The sequence below is a fragment of the Nonomuraea antri genome (assembly GCF_013283785.1).
Lineage (GTDB): Bacteria > Actinomycetota > Actinomycetes > Streptosporangiales > Streptosporangiaceae > Nonomuraea > Nonomuraea antri.
In genome coordinates, this window is record NZ_JABCPZ010000146.1 from 1 (window position 1) to 18272 (window position 18272).

18 protein-coding genes are annotated in these 18272 nt (G+C 71.3%); 10 read left to right on the top strand and 8 right to left on the bottom strand.

The window, feature by feature from the left end; all coding sequences use genetic code 11:
• The coding region (locus tag HII36_RS35690) for a phytanoyl-CoA dioxygenase family protein (protein WP_217370384.1) at nt 1-783 on the bottom strand (783 nt) is incomplete at its 3' end.
• Between the two features lie 41 nt (nt 784-824).
• Between HII36_RS35690 and HII36_RS35695 the strand changes: the two genes are divergently transcribed.
• Nucleotides 825-1697, top strand: coding sequence for an AraC family transcriptional regulator (locus tag HII36_RS35695; protein WP_217370385.1), 873 nt, complete (start codon nt 825-827; stop codon nt 1695-1697).
• A 16-nt stretch (nt 1698-1713) separates the two neighbouring features.
• Here the strand turns inward: HII36_RS35695 and HII36_RS35700 are convergent, their stop codons facing one another.
• Entirely contained in the window at nt 1714-2199 is a 486-nt protein-coding gene (locus HII36_RS35700; RefSeq protein WP_407940844.1) for a DUF2087 domain-containing protein, read from the bottom strand.
• Between the two features lie 16 nt (nt 2200-2215).
• Here HII36_RS35700 and HII36_RS35705 point away from each other — a divergent pair, with 16 nt between their 5' ends.
• The gene (locus tag HII36_RS35705; RefSeq protein WP_173527732.1) at nt 2216-2782 is read left to right on the top strand and encodes a hypothetical protein; all 567 of its coding nucleotides are present in this window, start codon (nt 2216-2218) and stop codon (nt 2780-2782) included.
• Between the two features lie 191 nt (nt 2783-2973).
• Here the strand turns inward: HII36_RS35705 and HII36_RS35710 are convergent, their stop codons facing one another.
• The 3 genes from HII36_RS35710 to HII36_RS35720 form a co-directional block, all read right to left on the bottom strand.
• Nucleotides 2974-5481, bottom strand: coding sequence for a DEAD/DEAH box helicase (locus HII36_RS35710; RefSeq protein ID WP_173527751.1), 2508 nt, complete (start codon nt 5479-5481; stop codon nt 2974-2976).
• A 46-nt stretch (nt 5482-5527) separates the two neighbouring features.
• Nucleotides 5528-6025 carry a GNAT family N-acetyltransferase gene (locus HII36_RS35715; RefSeq protein ID WP_173527733.1) on the bottom strand — a complete coding sequence of 166 codons (498 nt, stop codon included), beginning with the start codon at nt 6023-6025 and terminating at the stop codon, nt 5528-5530.
• Nucleotides 6026-6116: 91 nt separating this feature from the next.
• Nucleotides 6117-7388, bottom strand: a complete 1272-nt coding sequence (locus HII36_RS35720) for an acyltransferase family protein (RefSeq protein WP_173527734.1) — start codon at nt 7386-7388, stop codon at nt 6117-6119.
• A 184-nt stretch (nt 7389-7572) separates the two neighbouring features.
• Between HII36_RS35720 and HII36_RS35725 the strand changes: the two genes are divergently transcribed.
• Both HII36_RS35725 and HII36_RS35730 read left to right on the top strand, forming a co-directional pair.
• Nucleotides 7573-8820, top strand: a complete 1248-nt coding sequence (locus HII36_RS35725) for a sensor histidine kinase (RefSeq protein ID WP_173527735.1) — start codon at nt 7573-7575, stop codon at nt 8818-8820.
• Nucleotides 8811-9458 (top strand): response regulator transcription factor, encoded by a 648-nt coding sequence (locus HII36_RS35730; RefSeq protein ID WP_173527736.1) that lies wholly within the window; start codon nt 8811-8813, stop codon nt 9456-9458. The genes HII36_RS35725 and HII36_RS35730 overlap by 10 nt, the downstream gene beginning before the upstream one ends.
• Before the next feature lie 195 nt (nt 9459-9653).
• Here HII36_RS35730 and mihF read toward each other — a convergent pair whose 3' ends face one another.
• The 3 genes from mihF to HII36_RS35745 form a co-directional block, all read right to left on the bottom strand.
• Complete coding sequence (mihF, locus tag HII36_RS35735) at nt 9654-9959, bottom strand: integration host factor, actinobacterial type (RefSeq protein ID WP_043641121.1); 306 nt, start codon at nt 9957-9959, stop codon at nt 9654-9656.
• A 102-nt stretch (nt 9960-10061) separates the two neighbouring features.
• Nucleotides 10062-10466, bottom strand: a complete 405-nt coding sequence (locus tag HII36_RS35740; RefSeq protein WP_173527737.1) for a GlcG/HbpS family heme-binding protein — start codon at nt 10464-10466, stop codon at nt 10062-10064.
• Between the two features lie 143 nt (nt 10467-10609).
• Nucleotides 10610-11740 carry an ROK family transcriptional regulator gene (locus HII36_RS35745; protein ID WP_217370386.1) on the bottom strand — a complete coding sequence of 377 codons (1131 nt, stop codon included), beginning with the start codon at nt 11738-11740 and terminating at the stop codon, nt 10610-10612.
• 86 nt (nt 11741-11826) lie between these two features.
• On the opposite strand from HII36_RS35745, the gene HII36_RS35750 reads away from it, so the two are divergent.
• From HII36_RS35750 to HII36_RS35775, 6 genes are all read left to right on the top strand, one after another.
• The gene (locus HII36_RS35750; protein WP_328808032.1) at nt 11827-13038 is read left to right on the top strand and encodes an MFS transporter; all 1212 of its coding nucleotides are present in this window, start codon (nt 11827-11829) and stop codon (nt 13036-13038) included.
• Between the two features lie 182 nt (nt 13039-13220).
• Nucleotides 13221-14255, top strand: a complete 1035-nt coding sequence (locus tag HII36_RS35755) for a LacI family DNA-binding transcriptional regulator (RefSeq protein ID WP_173527739.1) — start codon at nt 13221-13223, stop codon at nt 14253-14255.
• A complete protein-coding gene (locus tag HII36_RS35760; RefSeq protein WP_328808033.1) occupies nt 14252-15163 on the top strand; it encodes a carbohydrate ABC transporter permease in 912 nt (303 codons plus the stop codon). The genes HII36_RS35755 and HII36_RS35760 overlap by 4 nt, the downstream gene beginning before the upstream one ends.
• Nucleotides 15160-15978, top strand: coding sequence for a carbohydrate ABC transporter permease (locus HII36_RS35765; RefSeq protein WP_173527740.1), 819 nt, complete (start codon nt 15160-15162; stop codon nt 15976-15978). Before HII36_RS35760 ends, HII36_RS35765 begins: the two co-directional genes overlap by 4 nt.
• Nucleotides 15979-15987: 9 nt before the next feature.
• Nucleotides 15988-17295 (top strand): ABC transporter substrate-binding protein, encoded by a 1308-nt coding sequence (locus HII36_RS35770; RefSeq protein ID WP_173527741.1) that lies wholly within the window; start codon nt 15988-15990, stop codon nt 17293-17295.
• On the top strand, nt 17292-18269 hold the full coding sequence (locus HII36_RS35775) for an ADP-ribosylglycohydrolase family protein (RefSeq protein ID WP_173527742.1): 978 nt from the start codon (nt 17292-17294) through the stop codon (nt 18267-18269). Before HII36_RS35770 ends, HII36_RS35775 begins: the two co-directional genes overlap by 4 nt.
• Nucleotides 18270-18272: the final 3 nt, after the last annotated feature.

Consider the following 18272-nt stretch of genomic DNA (forward strand, 5'->3'; position numbering starts at 1 on the left):
GTGCGGGCCGGCGGGGGTGGCCTCGGTGCCGCAGGGGCCGCCGCCGGTGGCCGGCGCCAGCTCCACCCGCTCGCCCGACATGGTCAGCGTCTGGTAGTACGTGGAGATCCGCTCCGCGGACCGGCCCACGTAGTGGCAGATGAAGCTGCGCCTGAACCGGTCGGACGTGGTGTTCGGCTCAGAACCGTGCACCAGGCTGCCGTTGAAGAAGAGCACGTCACCCGGCTCCATGTCGACCGGCACCCGCTCCAGCCCCGGCGGCGGCGGGACGTACTCGCGGGTGAACGAGCTGTCCAGATCCGCCTCCTCCGGGCAGAACAGGTCCATCAGGTGTGTGCCGGGCACCACCTCCAGGCCGCCGTTGGCCCGGTCGACCCGGTCGAGCGCCACCCAGGCCGCCACGCAGGTGCCCGGCTCGACCCGCAGGTAGAAGTTGTCCTGGTGCAACGCCTGACCGCGCGCGCCCGGCGGCTTGAAGTAGAACATGCTCTGGGCTGCTATCGGCTCCTCCTCTAGTATGTCGCGCAGTATCGCGGCGAACCTGGCGTCGAGCAGGTAGCGCAGCGCCACGTCGTTCACCTGATGGGGGTGCATGATGCGGGGATACTCGCGCAGGATGTCGTACGGCTCGCCGGGTTCCTGCGGCCGCGGCGCGAAATGACCCGGTATCGGGCCCGCGGCGTGCAGCGCCATGAACTCCGCGCGCAGCTCCGCCACCTCCTCGGGCGCCAGCAGCCCGGGCACCAGCACGTACCCCTGATCGTGGAAGTCGTTCGGCCTCATGCCCATCACGCTAGGCAGCGGCCCGTTGGAACGGTATGCCTGTGACCGCTGAGAACCTGACCATTCCTGCTACCGAGCTGACCATCGTGGGCCACTACGACAAGACGCCCGGCTACGTCACCCGGCGTCGTACGGGCGCGTCCAGCTGGCTGCTGCTGTGGACCCAGGCGGGCGGCGGGCTCGTCGAGCAGGCGGGGGTGTCGCTGACCACGAAGCCGGGCGACCTGGTGGTGCTGAAGTCCGGCATGCCGCAGCACTACCGGGTGGCCGCCGAGCGGTGGCGGTTCTGGTGGGTGCACTTCCAGCCGCGTCCGCCCTGGCTTGCCTGGCTCGGCGCGTACGCGCTCGCCCCCGGCTGCCACCTGGTCGGCGGGGTGCCCGAGTCCCTGCACGACCGGGTCGACCTGGCCTTCCGCCGCGCGCTGAGCGACGCGAGCTGGCTGCCCGGCGTGGCGGGGCCGCCGCCGGGCGCGCCGGACGCGCCGGCCGTCGCGGTGACGGCGCCGGCCCGCGAGCTGGTGCTCGGCGCGGTGGAGGAGGTGCTCATCCTGGCCACCGCCTCGGCCAGACGCGACGGCGAGGACGGCGGCGACGAGCGGATCGGCCGGGTGCTCGCCCTCATCGCCGCCCAGCCCGGCGCCCCGCACTCGGTCGCCTCGCTGGCCAGGGCCGCGGCGCTGTCGCCGTCGCGCCTGGCCCACCTGTTCACCGCCGAGACCGGCCAGACGCCGATGCAGGCCGTGCGCGACGCCCGGGTCCGCCACGCCGCCGGCCTGCTGGAGGTGACGGACATGGACATCGCGCACGTCGCCGCCGCCTCGGGCTTCGTCAGCCCGTTCCACTTCAGCCGCGCCTTCAAGAAGCACTACGGCCTGCCGCCCCGCGACTACCGCACCCGCCTGCGCGGCGCCTGACCCATCACACCTCCGCTCACACCTCCACGGGGCCGCCGCTGCGCCAGTACACGTTGCCCTCTCTGCTCAGCAGCATCTCGTCCACCAGATACCGCCGCAGCGCCGCGTAGTCGTCGTGGAAGGCCCGCAACGCCACGTTCACCTCCTTCTCCGGATAGCGGACGCCCGGCTCGAACACCCGCGAGATGTACCGGAGCACCACCAGCCGCTTGTCGCGCTTCATCAGCATGGTCGTCAGCCGCCCGTCCACGATGAACGTGCGCAGGATGCGCTCCTCCTCGCTGAGCGGCTCGGCCGAACGCGCGCGCAGCAGTTCGCGGAAGCGTTCCGGCCGGGCGCGCCAGCGGCCGGCGGACCGCTCGGCGAGCCCGCCGCGGGCCAGCCGGGCCAGCGCCTGGGGGGACGGTTCCTCGCCGGCGCCGAGCACCAGGCCGGCGAAGGCGCGCAGGGTGTCGTCCTGGGCGAGCAGCCCGAGCACGCGCCTGATCTCTTCGTCGCTCACCTCTACCATGCTCCACATGATTTCAGCGTTGTTGTTAGCCGCCGCCCTCGCGATTCCGGGCAATTTCCTGCTGTACGAGAAGGACGCCGCCAAGAAGGACGACAACCCCGAGACCACCTGGACGGTCAGCGCCAGGAAGAGCGCCAAACTGGTGGTGAACCCGTGCGACAAGGCCGCGCTCGGCGCACGGGGACGCACCGCGGCCAAGACGATCACCTACACCGCGGTGCCCGACTTCGCCAAGTACGAGCAGGTCATCCTGTACTCCTCAGAAGGCGCGGCCGCCGCCGCCATGAGCGACCTGCGGGCCGCGCTGCGCGCGTGCGGCACCAAGGGATACCGGTTCAAGGGCGCCAAGGCCCTGCTGGGCGACGACGGGCTGATGGTCATCGGGCAGACCCACCAGGGCGCCAAGCCCGCCATCGGCGGCGAGCGGGCGATCGTGGCCCGCCGCGCCAACGCGCTGATCCTCTACAGCCAGGCGGGGGAGTGGGGCAAGCCGGCCAAGGCCGACTTCAAGCAGCAGACCGGCGACGCCAAGCGCATGCTCGCCAAGATCTGCGACATCGCCGCGTGCGACTGAGCCCCGGGCCCGCGACCCTGCCATCCCCCGAGACCTCGACACTCGGGCTCTTTGTCGGCGAATGTCCCGATCTTGAGACATTGTCATGACGTGATGCTGAAGCTCGCGACCCGAAACTAGGAGAACAGACGTGTGCCGGGACGCCCTTGCCAGTCCGTTCCGGCACACGGCTTACATATGAGCCGATCGGGTCAGAGCCGGTTCAGCCCGATCACGTGCAGGACCGCGCGGCCCTCCTCGTCGGAGGCGGCCAGATCCACCTGGGCGTCGATGCCCCAGTCGCCGTCACCGGCCGGATCCTTGATCGTCTGGCGTACCTTCCACAGCCCGCTCTCCTCCTCGATCCGCAGCAGCGCGGGCCCGCGCGCGTCGGCGTCGGTGAAGATCTCCTCGTGCTCGTCGTAGTACGCGTCGAGCGCCGCGCCCCAGTCGACGTCGGGGGCGAGCTCCTCCAGCTCGTCCTCCTTCTCGATGGCGCACAGCTCGACCAGCCGGAACATCGCGTTGCGCACCAGGACCCGGAACGCCCGCGTGTTGGCGGTGACCGGCCGGACCTTGGTCTCCAGCGACTCGGCCCGCTCCAGCGCCTCGGCCGGGTTGGTGAGCTTCTCCCACTCGTCGATTAGCGAGGAGTCGACCTGCCTGACCAGCTCGCCCAGCCACTCGATCAGGTCGATCAGGTCGTCGGTCTTGAGGTGCTCGGGCACCGTGCGCGAGAGCGTGCGGTAGGCGTCGGCCAGGTAGCGCAGCACCGTGCCCTCGGAGCGGGCCAGCTCGTAGACCTGGATGTACTCGCTGAAGGTCATCGCCCGCTCGTACATGTCACGCACCACGGACTTCGGGCTGACGGTGTAGTCGCCGACCCACGGGTGGCCGCGCTGGTACGTCTCGTACGCGCCGAGCAGCAGGTCGGCCAGCGGCATCGGGTACATGACCTCGGCCAGCGCCTCCATGCGCTCCTCGTACTCGATGCCGTCGGCCTTCATCTCCGCGACGGCCTCGCCCCTGGCCTTCTTGAGCTGGGCCGACAGGATCTGGCGCGGGTCGTCGAGAATCGACTCGACGATCGAGACCATGTCGAGCGCGTAGCCGGGCGACTCGCGGTCGAGCAGGTCGAAGGCGGCCAGCGCGAACGTGGACAGCGCCTGGTTGAGCGCGAAGTCCTCCTGCAGCTCGATGGTCAGCCTGGCCCTGCGGCCCTGCTCGTCGGGCTCGGCGAACTGCTCCACGATGCCGCCGGCCAGCAGCGAGCGGTAGATGGCGATGGCCTGGCTGATGTGCCGCCGCTGCCACTTGCGATCTTCGTGGTTGTCGGTCAGCAGGTGCTTCATCGCCTGGAAGCAGTCGCCCGGACGGTTGATCACGGCCAGCAGCATCGCGTTGCTGACCTTGAACCGGGAGTTCAGCGGCTCGGGCTCGGCCTGCTGCAGCTTCTCGAAGGTGTCCGCGCTCCAGCCGACGAACCCCTCCGGCGGCTTCTTGCGCGCGTAGCCGCGCCGCCGCTTCGGGTCGTCGCCGATCTTGGCGAGCGCCTTGGCGTTCTCGATGTCGTGCTCGGGGGCCTGGCAGGCGACGTAGCCGATCGTGTCGAAGCCGGCCCGGCCGGCCCGCCCGGCGATCTGGTGGAACTCGCGGGCGCGCAGGCGGCGCACCTTGTTGCCGTCGTACTTCGACAGAGCGGTGAACAACACGGTGCGGATCGGGACGTTCACGCCGACGCCGAGCGTGTCGGTGCCGCAGATGACCTTCAGCAGCCCGGCCTGGGCCAGCCGCTCGACCAGCCGCCGGTATTTCGGCAGCATGCCCGCGTGGTGCACGCCGATGCCGTGGCGCACCAGCCGCGACAGCGCCCGGCCGAACCGGGTGGTGAAGCGGAAGCCGCCGATCATCGCGGCGATGGCCTCCTTCTCGGCCTTGGTCGCCATGTTGATCGACATCAGCGACTGCGCCCGCTCCATCGCGGCGGCCTGCGTGAAGTGCACCACGTAGACCGGCGCCTGCCCGGTGCTGAGCATCTCCTCCAGCGTCTCGTGCAGCGGCGTCATCCGGTACGAGTAGACCAGCGGCACCGGACGCTCGGCGTGCTTGACCACCGAGGTCGGCCGGCCGGTGCGCCGGGTCAGGTCGCGCTCGAACATCGAGACGTCGCCCAGCGTCGCCGACATCAGGATGAACTGCACGTTCGGCAGCTCCAGCAGCGGCACCTGCCAGGCCCAGCCGCGGTCGGGCTCGGCGTAGAAGTGGAACTCGTCCATGACGACCTGGCCGATGTCGGCGCTCGCGCCGTCGCGCAGCGCCACGTTCGCCAGGATCTCGGCGGTGCAGCAGATGATCGGCGCGCCGGGGTTGACGCTCGCGTCGCCGGTCATCATGCCGACGTTCGCGGTGCCGAAGACCGCGCACAGGTCGAAGAACTTCTCCGACACCAGCGCCTTGATCGGCGCGGTGTAGAACGTGCGGACGTCCCTGGTCAGCGCGGCGAAGTGGGCGCCGGCCGCCACCAGCGACTTGCCGGAACCGGTCGGGGTCGCCAGGATCAGGTTGCTGCCGGAGACGACCTCGATCAGCGCCTCCTCCTGGGCCGGATAGAGCGTGAGCCCCCGTTCGGCGTTCCAGGACACGAACGCGTCGAAGATGGCGTCGGGATCGGCGTCGATGTCTTCCGGCAGGCGGTCAACGAGTAGGCTCACACTCCCTATCCTGCCGAAGTTTGCCCGGTAGTCGAACCGGGGCGCCCGGCGCGGCTCAGTGCACGGGTCTCTGCAGGACGATCGTGTCGATCCAGCGGCCGTGCTTGAAGCCCACTTCGCGCAGCCGGCCGACTTCGGCGAACCCGAACCCGGCGTGCAGCTTCACCGACGACGTGTCGTCGGTGCCGGCGATCACCGCGATCAGCTGGCGGCCGTCGGTGCGCCTGGCCCGCTCGATCAGCTCGCCGAGCAGCAGCCGGCCGAGGCCGCGGCCGGTGTGGCCGGGCGCCAGGTAGATGGAGTCCTCGAGGGTGTGGCGGTAGCCGGGCTTGGGCCGGTACTGGCTGAGGTAGGCGTATCCGGCCACCGCGCCGCCGGCCTCGGCCACCAGGAACGGCAGCCCGGCCGCGGCGATGCCGCCGGCCTTCGACCGCCACTCGTCGACGGTCGGCGGGGTCTCGTCGAAGGTGGCCACACTCTCGCGTACGTAGTGGGCGTAGATCCCGGCCACGGCGGGCAGGTCGGACTCGGTCAGCGGGCGAATGCTCGTCATGCCTGCGGATTCTCGCCGTTCTCGTGTGACAGCCGTGTTTCCCGGACCTCACCCGAGCGTGCCTGGACCTCACCCCGGGCGTTCCCGACACTCACCCCTGGGCGCGCGGCCCGGTCGCGAGCAGGCCGCCGATCAGCGCGATCACGGCCAGGAACGGCCAGCCGCCGGGCGCGAACCCGACCACGGTCAGCGTCAGCACCCCGGCGCCGACCAGCCCGGCCGCGCCCAGCATGCCACCCCACCCCGACCTGCCGTACGGCAGCGCGGGCGGGTTCTCGAACCTGGCGAACGTCCGCACCAGCGGCCACAGGACCAGCGCCAGCAGCCCGAACCAGAGCGGCCACCCGGCCAGCCAGAACGCGCTGCCCGGCGTCGGCGTGTCGATGCCCAGGCCGACCACCACCACACCGGTCACCACGAACAGCGCCGGCATGTGCCACAGGTACACCGTCATGATGCGCGGCCCGGCCCAGGCCAGCAGCCGGCCGGTGGGCAGCCGCAGCAGCCACGGGCGCAGCAGCACGGCCAGGCCGATCTGGCCGAGCCCGACCGCCAGCATGGCCAGCGTGGGCGGCGCCATGTTCGACACCGCGGCGCCGGGCAGCCCGATCATGCTCCCCGGGTACGGGCCGAAGGTCACCAGCAGCGCCCCCGCGCCGAACCCGCCCAGCGCCAGCAGCCCGGTCAGGCGCAGCCGGCCTTCGGCGTACCAGAAGCCGAGCTGGTGCACCGCCATCCAGACGAACACCACGTTCAGGTAGCCGAGCGCGTCGACGCCGGTGGAGAAGCGCGCCACGTCCGTCAGCACCGCCGCGGCGCCCAGCGCCAGCGGGACGCGGACGCCGAACCGCTCGTGCAGGCGCAGCGCGTACGGCGTGGCCGTGACCGCGATCAGGTAGACCGCCAGGAACCACAGGAGCTGCCCGGTGAGTCGCGAGCCCACCGCCAGCGGCTGCGCGGGCACCCCGAGCGTGAGCAGCACGTGCGGCAGCGGGATCCACACCGCCGCCAGCGGCAGCAGCGGCCAGGCCAGCCGCCGCAGCCGGGCCGCCAGCCAGCGCGGCGCGCCGCCCGGGGCGCGGCGGAAGCTGATCGCGTTGGCCGCGCCCCCGGCGAAGAACACCAGCGGCATCACCTGGCTGATCCAGGTCACCGCCCACACGCCCGGCGTCGACAGCGCGTTGCCGGTGGTCAGACGGCCCTGGTCGTAGGTGAGCACCGGGATCGTCCAGTGCTGCAGGACGATCAGCGCCATCCCGGCCACGCGCAGCAGGTCGATGAACGGGTCCCGGGTCGCGGTGCGGCGCGGCGGCGCGGCGGCGGGAGCCGTGGGGGTGACCGGGCGGTCCAGCAGGACGGTCATGGGGGAGCCTCGATTCGCCTGGAACGTATGCGTCAAGGCTCCCGTTCCTGCGGCTCCGGCACATTGCCGCGTGCCGCCCTCTTCGAGTCGAGCCCGCATCACCGTCCTTGGTAGGGCTGGCCCTACCCCGGGAGACCGGTGCACCGGGTCGTCCCTGGCCGCGCCGGAGCCGTACCGTGAATCCATGCGCTCCCTGATGAAGCGGGTCCTCCTCGACACCCGTTACACCACCGTCGGCTTCCCCACGGCCGTCATCGGCTTCTCCCTGATGATCGCCGGGCTGGCGGCCGGCCTGGGCACCGCCGTCGTGTGGATCGGGGTGCCGCTGCTGGCCGGCACGCTCATGACGGCCAGAGGCTTCGCCGACGCCGAACGCGGCTGGCTGTCCGACGTGCTCAAGCGCCCGCCGGTGCGCCCCAGGTACAAGCCGGCCCCTCCGGGCGCGGGCCGCTTCCGCCGGCTGGTGAACCCGCTGACCAGCGGCCAGTCCTGGCTCGACCTGCTGCACGGCATCCTGAACCTGCCGTTCGCGATCATCGCCTTCGTGCTCACCGTGGTGTTCTGGGCGGTCCCGCTGGCCGGGCTCACCTATCCGCTCTACGGCGTCATCACCTCGCGCATCCCCGGCAACGTCGAGCTGCCCGAGCTGCTCGGCCTCGGCACTGGCTACGGCACCAACACCGTCTTCTACCTCACGCTCGGCGCGATCTTCGCGCTGATCATGCCGTTCGGCGTGCGCGGGGCCGCGCTGATCAGGGCCGGGCTCGGCCGGGCGCTGCTGACCGGCGTCGCCGAGCTGCAGGAACGCATCGACGACCTGGCCGAGGGCCGCGCCGCGGCCGTCTCCGCCGAGGCCAACGCGCTGCGCAAGCTGGAGCGCGACATCCACGACGGGCCGCAGCAGCGCCTGGTCTCGCTGGCCATGGAGCTGTCGAGGGCGCAGCGGCAGCTCCAGAAGGACCCCGCGGCCGCCCAGGCCACGATCAGCTCGGCCATCTCGGCCACCCGCGAGACGCTCGACGAGCTGCGCGCGCTCTCGCGCGGCATCGCGCCGCCCATCCTGTCGGACCGCGGCCTGGCCCCGGCGCTGGCCGCGCTGGCCGGGCGGTGCACCGTCCCGGTCGAGCTGGACGTGCAGACCGTCGAGCGCTACCAGGCCGCGGTCGAGAACGCGATCTACTTCGTCGTCGCCGAGACCCTGACCAACGTGGCCAAACACAGCCGCGCCACCATGTGCAGCATCCAGCTGGCCCGCCTCGGGAACATCCTGATGCTCACCATCGGGGATGATGGGGTGGGCGGCGCACACGTCGCCAAGGGACATGGCCTGGCCGGGCTGGCCGACCGGCTCCGCGCAGTCGACGGGGAGCTGACCGTGCAGTCGCCGGACGGCGGGCCAACGGTGATCATGGCGGAGGTTCCGTGCGGGTAGTCGTGGCCGATGACGCGGTTCTGATCAGAGAGGGCCTGGTCAGGCTGCTCGAGGAGTTCGGCTGCGAGGTGGTGGCGACCGTCGGCGACGGCGACTCCCTCGTCGAGGCGATCGCCGAGCACAAGCCCGACGTGGCGGTGGTCGACGTGCGGATGCCGCCGTCGTTCACCGACGAGGGGCTCAGGGCCGCGGTCGAGGCCAGGCGGCGGGTGCCGGGCGCGCCGGTGCTCATCCTGTCGCAGTACGTCGAGGTCTCCTACGCCGACGACCTGCTCGCCGACGCCCGCGGTGCGGTCGGCTACCTGCTGAAGGACCGGGTCGTGGACGTGGAGGAGTTCCTCGAAGGGCTGCGACGGGTGGCGGCCGGAGGAACCGTCTTCGATCCCCAGGTGGTGTCCCAGTTGATGGTGCGCAGGCGTAAGGACGACCCGCTGGCGCAGCTCACGCCGCGTGAGCGCGAGGTGCTGGGGTTGATGGCAGAGGGGAAGTCGAACCCGGCCATCGGGCGTCAGCTCGTGATCAGCGACGGCGCCGTGGAGAAACACATCCGCAGCATCTTCAACAAGCTCGGGCTCTACGCCGACGACAGCGACCAGCATCGCCGGGTGCTGGCCGTGCTGGCCTACCTGCGCTCCTAGCGCCGGTCACGACGGCTGGTGGGGGTGCTCACGACCGCCGGCGGTCCTGGCCGTCCGGGTGGGCCCGGCGCGCGGCGTCGTGCTCGCTCCGACCCCCGGGATGGCCCGCCGTGACGGCCCCTCCTGGCCTCCGGATTCTCCGGGGGTCGCTGGCCGGTCCGCGCGGCCGTTGCGCGCGGACCTGGCCGCTCGGGATCAGCCGAGCGCGTCGACCAGCTTCTTGCGCTGCTGGGCGCCCAGGCCGCCGAGGCGGCGCTTCTCGTCGACGCCCGCCTCCTCCATCAGCGCGGTGGCCTTGGCCGGGCCGACGCCCTTCACGGCGCGCAGAGCCTGCGACACCTTGATCTTCTTGGCGATGTCGTCGTCGCGCTCGAGCAGCTGCGCGAAGGTCAGCTCACCGGCCTTGACCTTGGCGAGCAGGGCGGTGCGCGCGGCGCGGGCCTCGGCCGCCTTGGCCAGAGCGGCTTGACGCTGCTCGGGGGTGAGAGTGGGAAGTGCCATCTCGGTTCTCTCCTCGGGGAGTTGACGATCGGGTTCTGTTACCCGTGGTGCAGTGGCTAATCATGGCGGATACCAGCGGTTCGTGTTGCGGAAAGCGCCCGCTCAACGCGTCCGCCACACCATGGCGGCCGCTTCGGCACACGCCACGTCCTGCGCGACGGTGCCTCCACTGACCCCTACGCCGCCGACCACGCGTTCACCTTCACCGTAGTCCGCCCAGAGCGGGATACCACCGCCGAAACATACAAATCGGTCACCAGCCAGGCCGAAAAGCTCACCGCCCGGAGCGACCAGCGGAGCCAGGTCCGCGGTGGGCATGCGATGGGCCACCGAGGTGTACGCCTTGCCGGGCGCGAGGACCGGCCCGGCGATCTCCGCACCCTCCATACGCTGGAAAGACACCAGATGACCGCCAGCGTCGACCACGGCCACGGAGACCTGCGCCCCCTCGCGGGCGGCCTGCTTCAGCGCGGCCTCTGTCATGCGGAGCGCGATTTCAAGATTCACGCGTTTCTTTCCTTTGATAACGGATTTTTCGTCACAATGGACGATTTCATGGGTGCGGTCTGGAAGGACGTCCCGGCAAGATCTTCTGGATGATCACGTCCGTGGTGGTGGGAGGGGTTACCTCCGGGTCTGCGTGGAATACATCACATTTTTCCCGTCGGGCGTGTCGCGCCCCTGGTCAGACGCCATCGTTCCACCGCCTCCGGGGTCAGGAAGGCGTCGAAGACCGACTCCATCGCCCCCAGCAACGGCCCGCGCCAGCCGAGCGCGGACGACTCCACCCGAGGCGGATGATCGCGCCTGATGGCCATGAGACCGCGCTCGCAGGCGGCCAGCAGGTCCTCGCCGGCCAGTTCCAGCAGGTCCTGGCCGAAGCCGGAGAGCGTCACCACCTCCGGGTCGTGCGCGTTGACCAGCGCGGCCACGCCCCGGCCGAGCGCGCCGGCGTTGGCGGCCACCGCCTTCGCGTCCCCGGCCAGGACGGTCTCGGCCTGCTCGCGGCCCCGTCCGCCGCCGTACTCCTGGCCGACGTGGCGCAGCAGGGCGTTCGCGCCCACCTCCATGCCCCAGCAGCCGACCGCCCCGCACATGCAGGGCAGGTCGCCGCCGGTCAGCGGCATGTGGCCGAACTCGGCGCCCATGCCGCTCGCGCCTTCGAGCGGGCGTCCGTCGACGACGAGCACGCCGCCGAGGTCGAAGTCCACGTGCAGGTGCAGCCCGACCCGTACGTCGCGCAGCCGGCCCCGCCTGGCCTCGGCCAGCGCGGCGAACGCGGTGTCGTTGCCCACGATCGGCCCGTTGACCAGGAGCGGCGGGCCGCCCAGCAGGCCGGGCACGTCCACGGCGCGCCAGCGCAGGTGCGCGACGTCCACCCGCCCGCCGGTGCGCACCGGCCCTGGCACCGCCACCCCGACCCCGATCACCCGGGTGGGGAAGCGCCGCGCCTGCGCGGTCAGCTCGGCGCCCAGGCTGCCCAGCGCGCCCTCGGGCGTGCCGTCGTGACGGCGGATCTTGAGCAGCGTGGCGCGCCCGCCCAGCTCGCACGCCGCCACCCCCCAGGCGTCCTCGCGCAGGTCGACGGCGAGGGCGACCGGGCCGTCGCGGTGCGGCCCCGGGATCTGGGTGGGCCGGCCGCGCCCGTGCTCGGGGGCTGGCTCCTCGTGCAGCAGCCCGTCCTCCACCAGTTCGGCCACGAGCACCGAGGCCGTGCCCCTGGCCAGGTTCAGGTCGCGGGTCAGTTGCGACCTCGTCCGGGTGGCTGCGCAATCGTGCACGGCGCGTAGGAGACGTACGCGATTGTGCGCACGAAGTTCGCCGCTGGTTCTGGCTCCATCCACGAGTCCCACCTTATGCTCTAGCCGTGAACAAAACCCCTCGTGACGCGAAACGTGCCCGTATCGGAGTGTTCGGCTTCTTCTTCCTGAGCGGTCTCCTGCTCGGACTGTGGGCCGCCGGGCTGCCGTCCCTGGACGGCCGGCTCGGTCTCGGGCCCGCCAAGCTCGGCAGCGTCATGCTGCTGATCTCCGGCGGCGCGCTGGTGTCGATGCTGATCGCCGGACGGCTGGTGGACCGGTGGTCGAGCCGGGCGGTGTGCTGGGCGGGCGGGCCGATGTCCGGACTGGCGCTGCTCGGCCCGGCCCTGGCCCCCGACTACGTCACCCTGGCCGTGCTGGCGGTGCTGTTCGGCATGGGGATCGGGGTGAGCGAGGTGGCCATGAACGCCCACTCGGTCGAGGTGGAACGCCGCTACGGGCGGCCGATCATCTCGGCCTTCCACGGCACCTGGAGCCTGGGCGGCGCGGCGGGCGGCGGGCTGACGGCGGCCGTCCTGCAGGCGGGGCTGGACGCGCAGGCGCTGATGGTGGTGGCGGCGCTGGTGGTGCCGTTCCTGTTCGTGCCCGCGGCCAGGCTGCTGCTGCCCGCCCCGGCCGAGACCGCCGCGGAAGGCGGCACGTCGCGGGCGGGCGGCCCGCTGCGCTGGGGGCTGATCGCGGTGCTCGGGCTGGCGGCGTTCGCCGGGCACCTGAGCGAGGGCGCGGCCATCGACTGGGCCGCGCTGCACGCCCTGTGGATCCTGGAGACCGGGCCGGCCGCCGCGCCGCTGGCCTACACGATCTTCTCGGTGGCGATGACCACCGTGCGCCTGTTCGGCGACCCGATCCGGGCCAGGTTCGGCTCCGTGCGCACCATCCAGCTCGCCGGCGCGCTCGCCACCTTGGGTTACGTCCTGGTGCTGGTGGCGCCGCTGGCGGCGGGCCCGCTGCGGCCGGCCATCGCCTGGACGGGATGGGCGGTGGCCGGGATCGGGCTCGCCACGGTCGTGCCGGTCATCTTCAGCGCGGTGGGCGCCGCGGGCGGTCCCGTGGGGCAGGCGCTGTCGATGGTGACGGCCTTCGGCTACAGCGGGCTGCTGCTGGGGCCTGCGGTGCTGGGGTTCGTCGCGGAGGAGGCGTCGCTGCCGATCGCGCTGATCGTGCCGACCGTCCTGTCGGCCGTCGTGGCCCTGGCCGGCGCTCCCGGCATCCGCGCCCTGCCCCGCCAGGACGCCCCTGAGCCCGTCGCGACGCGCTGATCGCCCGAGAACCACCCCCGCTGAGGGGTGGTTCTTGTCCTTCCATTTGCCCGCACCCCCTCTGACCTGGTGTTATGGGATCGTGACTTGACCGGTGGGTTGCCGGCGGGTTTCATGTGGCGCAACGCCGTAAACGTTTACAGCAAGGTCCTGTAAACGTTTACGTTTCTGGAAGGACTGCCTTGGCCGACGGACCCACGATCACCACGATCGCCGAGCGCGCCGGCGTCTCCATCGCCTCCGTCTCGCGGGTGCTCAACGGACTGCCGACCAGGCAGGAGACCGTGCGCAAGGTGATGGCCGCCGCCGAGGAGCTCGGCTACGTGCGCAACGCCGTGGCGCGCTCGCTCAAGTCGCGGCGCACCCACCAGGTGGCCTTCGCCATGGCCGACGTGGGGAACCCGGCCTACCTGGCGATGCTGCGGGAGATCCAGCCGGTGCTGAAGGCCGCGGGCTACCGGCTCGTGCTGCACTCCACCGACGCGGTCGTGGCCGACGAGGTCGACGTGCTGCACAGCCTGGGCGAGCGGTACGTCGACGGGTTGATCATGGTGCCGCTGCGCGTCACCGAGGCCCACCTGCGGACGTTGTCCGCGGCCAGGGCGCCGGTGGTGATCATCGGCTCGGTGCCCGACGGCACCCCGGTCGACAACGTGCGCGCCGACTCGCGCACCGGCGTCCGGCTGGCGCTCGACCACCTGCACGCGCTCGGCCGGCGGCGCATCGCGCTGGTCAACGGCCCGCTCGACACCGTGCCCGGCGCGGCCAGAGGCGCCGCCTACCGCGAGGCGCTGGCCGGGCTCGGGCTGCCGTACGACGAGAGCCTGGTCCAGATCGGCGACTTCTACCGTAAGGACGGCGCCCGCGCCGTGGCCGAGCTGCTCGCCCGGGTGCCCGACCTCGACGCGCTCATGTGCGCCAACGACCTGATCGCGCTCGGCGCGCTGGACGTGCTGCGCGCCGCGGGCAAGCGGGTCCCCGACGACGTGGCCGTGGTCGGCATGGACGACACGGACCTGGCCGCCGCCTCCTGGCCGGCGCTGACCAGCGTCTCGCTGGGCTCGGCCGAACGCGGCAGGGCCGCCGCCGAGCTGCTGCTCGACCGGTTCCAGCACGGCGACCGCGAGCCGCGGCTCATCACTGTTCCGCCCCGCCTGGTGGTACGGGCGTCCACGGCCGGCGAAGGCCGTACTCATAGGGAAGGGGGCGAATCGTGACGGCGATCGCGACCAGACCGTCACCGCCGAAGCCGCGCGCGCGGCGGGGCGGCGGATCGCGGAAGAAGCGCGAGATGTGGCTGCTCATGCTGCCCGCGCTGGTGCCCGTGGTGCTGTTCAGCGTCGGGCCGCTGCTGTACGGCATCGGCCTGGCGTTCACCGACGCCCGCAACACGCGCAACAACCAGCCCGAGTTCGTCGGCCTGGAGAACCTGACCAGGCTGCTCACCGACGAAGACTTCTGGTCGTCGTTCAGGATCGGCGCCATCTGGTCGGTCTCGGTGACGCTGCTGCAGTTCCTGGCCGCGCTCGGCCTGGCGCTGCTGCTCAACGAGAAGCTGCGCGGGCGCAGTGTGGCCCGGGTGCTCGCGGTGGTGCCGTGGGCGATGCCGCCGGTGGTCATCGGCCTGATGTGGAAGCTCGTCTACCACCCCGACGCCGGCATTCTCAACAGCGTCCTCGGCACCGACATCAACTGGCTGGCCGACTTCTCGCTCGCGCTGCCCGCGATCATCGTCGTCGGCGTCTGGACGGGCATGCCGCAGACCACCGTGGTGCTGCTGGCGGGCCTGCAGAACGTGCCCAAGGAGCTGTACGAGGCAGGCGAGATGGACGGCGCAGGCTCCTGGCGGCGGTTCTGGAACATCACGCTGCCCCAGCTCCGTCCGGTGATCGTGGCGATCACCTCGCTCGACTTCGTGTGGAACATCAACCAGTTCGGCCTGGTCTACGTGCTCACCCAGGGCGGCCCCGGCGGCCAGACCAGGCTGCCGATGCTGTTCGCCTACGAGGAGGCGTTCCGCTACCGGATGGCCGGATACGCCTCGATGCTCGGCCTGGCCATGGCGATCGTCGTGCTCGCGGTGCTCGGGCTGTACCTGTGGCGGCAGATGAGGGAGGCCAAGTGAAGCGCCCCGCACAGTACCTCGCGCTGGTCGCGTACGTCGTCTTCCTGGCCTTCCCGCTGGTGTGGCTGCTGTCGACGGCGCTGAAGACGCCGCAGGAGATGGCGCTGACCGACCCGACGTGGATCCCGCGCGAGCCGACGCTGACCAACTTCACCGACGCGTTCGGCGAGCAGGACCTGGTCGGCGCCGGGCTGCGCAGCCTGGTCGTGGCGCTGTTCAGCAGCGTCATCACGGTGCTGATCTCGCTGCCCGCCTCCTACGCGATGGCCCGCTACCGCAGCCTGGTCAACAAGATCGCGATCGGCTGGGTGCTGGTCAGCCAGGTCTTCCCGTTCATCCTGATCATCATCCCGCTCTTCATGATCCTGCGTGACCTGGAGCTGGTGAACACGCTGCCCGGCCTGGTGGTCGTGCACGTCACGTTCACGCTGCCGTTCGCGCTGTGGATGTTGCAGGGCTACGTGCGCGCGGTGCCGACCGAGCTGGAGGAGGCCGCCTCCGTCGACGGCGCGAGCCGGCTGCGCACGATCGTCAGCGTGGTGGCCCCGCTGCTGGCGCCCGGCGTGGTGGCCACCCTGCTGTTCGCGTTCATCTCGTCCTGGAACGAGTTCATGTTCGCGCTCGTGGTCCTGCAGGACCCCGAGGTCATGACGCTCCCGCTCACGCTGGTGCGCTTCACCGGACCCGAAGGGGTCGCCAGGCTCGGCCCGCTGGCCGCGGCGTCGCTGATGGCGACGATCCCGAGCCTGATCTTCTTCTCCATCATTCAGCGGCGACTGAAGTCCGGCCTGATGGCCGGCGCCGTCAAGGGCTAGGAGGCTCATATGCGAATCAAGTCCGCTCTGGCGGTGGCGGCCGTCGCCGTGCTCGCCACCGCGTGCGGCAGCGGCGGCGGTGGCGGCGAGAAGGCCGCCGAACCCGGCAAGCCGGTCACCATCAAGTTCCTGAGCCTGGCCTGGCAGAAGGAGTCGATCGCCGCCAACAAGGAGATCGTGGACGCCTGGAACAAGGCCAACCCGAACCTCCAGGTGACGTTGGTCCAGGGCTCCTGGGACAACGCCAACGACCAGCTCGTCACCCAGTTCGCCGGCGGCACCGCCCCCGACGTGATCCACAACGACTCCCCGGCGCTGTCCGGCTTCGCCTCCGACGGCTACCTGCTCGACCTGACCGACAAGCTGCCCGCCGAGCTGAAGAGCGACATCCCGCAGGCCGCCTGGGACACCGTGACGTTCAAGGGCAAGAGCGCCGACGGGATCTACGGCGTGCCGTTCCTGCAGGAGTCGCAGGTCGTCATCGCCAACAAGAAGCTGCTCGACGCCGCCAAGGTGCGCGTCCCCACCTCCGACAACCCCTGGACGTGGGACGAGTTCGCCGAGGCGAGCAAGAAGATGACCAAGGACGGCACGTACGGCGTGGCCTGGCCGATGAAGTCGCCGGTCAACAAGTCGCTCAACATGGCGCTCAACTTCGGCGGCACGTTCTTCCAGACCGGCGCCGACGGCAAGACCACGGTCAAGGTCGGCCCGGAGGAGCGTGAGGTGCTGCAGCGCATCCACGACCAGCTGTACAAGGACAAGTCGGCCGACCCGGCCGCGCTCGGCCAGGGCACCGCCGACCCGCTGCCCGCCTTCTACGACGGCAAGTTCGCGCTGCTGCCGGCCGGCGTCTACCTGCGCCAGCAGGTCGCGGAGCAGGCGCCCGACGGGTTCGAGTGGGTGACGCTGCCGCCGCTCAAGGGCACGACGTCCGAGCAGGGCGCGGTCTCCCAGACGCTGTCGATCGCGCAGGACAGCAAGTACGCCGACGAGTCGATGAAGTTCATCTCGTTCTTCCTCAACGCCGAGAACCAGGCCAAGCTGGCCAAGGGCGACTGGCTGCTGCCCACCTCGCAGAAGGCCGCCGCCGACCCGGCCATGACTGCGCAGGAGAACGGCTGGGACGTGGCCACCGCCTCGGCCAAGAACCTGGTCGTGGCGCCGTTCCTCAAGGTCAACGGCTTCGACGAGTGGAAGAGCAAGGTCGCCACGCCGGCCCTGCAGGAGTACTTCGGCAACAAGATCACCCTCGACGAGGCCGCCAAGCGCCTGGTCGAGGACGGCAACAAGGTGCTGGAGCGGTATCAGCAGTGACGTTTCGCGACAAGGCCCGGGGGAGTCTGCTCGGTCTGGCGGCCGGCGACGCCCTCGGGGCCCCCGCAGAGAACCTGACCCCGGCGGAGATCCGCCGGAGGTGGGGCCGTCTCACCGAGATCGAAGGCGGGGGCACCGACGACACCGAGTACGCCATCTTCGCCGCTTCGCTGCTGGTCACCCACGGACACGCGCTGACCTCGGCCGACGTGGCGAACGCCTACCGAAGGGAGATCATCCCGCGGATCGAGGGCCCGATGAAGGGGGCCGGTTTCTCCGAACTGGGCACCGTCGAGGCGCTCCGGCGCGGGCTTGAACCGCCGCTGTCCGGGCAGGCGCACCAGCACGGCTGGTCCGACGGTCTGGCCATGCGAGCGGCGCCGTACGGGATCTTCTGCCCGGGCGACCCGGCCGAGGCGGCCCGGCTCATCGAGCAGGACGGGCTGGTCAGCGGCTCGGGCGAGGGCATTCTCGGCGGCCGGGCGGTCGCCGGGGCGGTGGCCGCGGCCATGGGCGGCGCGTCGCCGCCCGAGGTGGTCTCGGCCGCGCTGTCGGTGATCCCGGCCGACTCCTGGACGGCCAGGAACATCGCCCGCGCCTGCGAGGTGCTGGGCAGGTTCCCGCCGGTGGAGTCCGGCGAGGACCTGGCGCTCGTCGAGGCGCTGCACGAGGCCGTGGTGGTCAAGCACTACCCGTGGACGGACGTGGCCCCCGAGGCCGTGGCGCTGGCGCTGGCCGCGTTCCTGGCCGGCGACGGCGACGTGGCCGCGGCGGTGACGTTCGGGGTGAGCCTGGGCAGGGACGCCGACACGATCGGCGCCATCGCCGGGGCCGTGGCGGGAGCCGTCCAGGGCGAGCACGGCGTGCCGGCCCGCTGGGCTGAGAAGATCGGCCCGGTGAGCGGCAAGTGCCTGCCCGTCGTGGCCGGGAAACACGTGCTGGACGTCGCCGACGAGCTGGCGAAGGGACTGTAGATA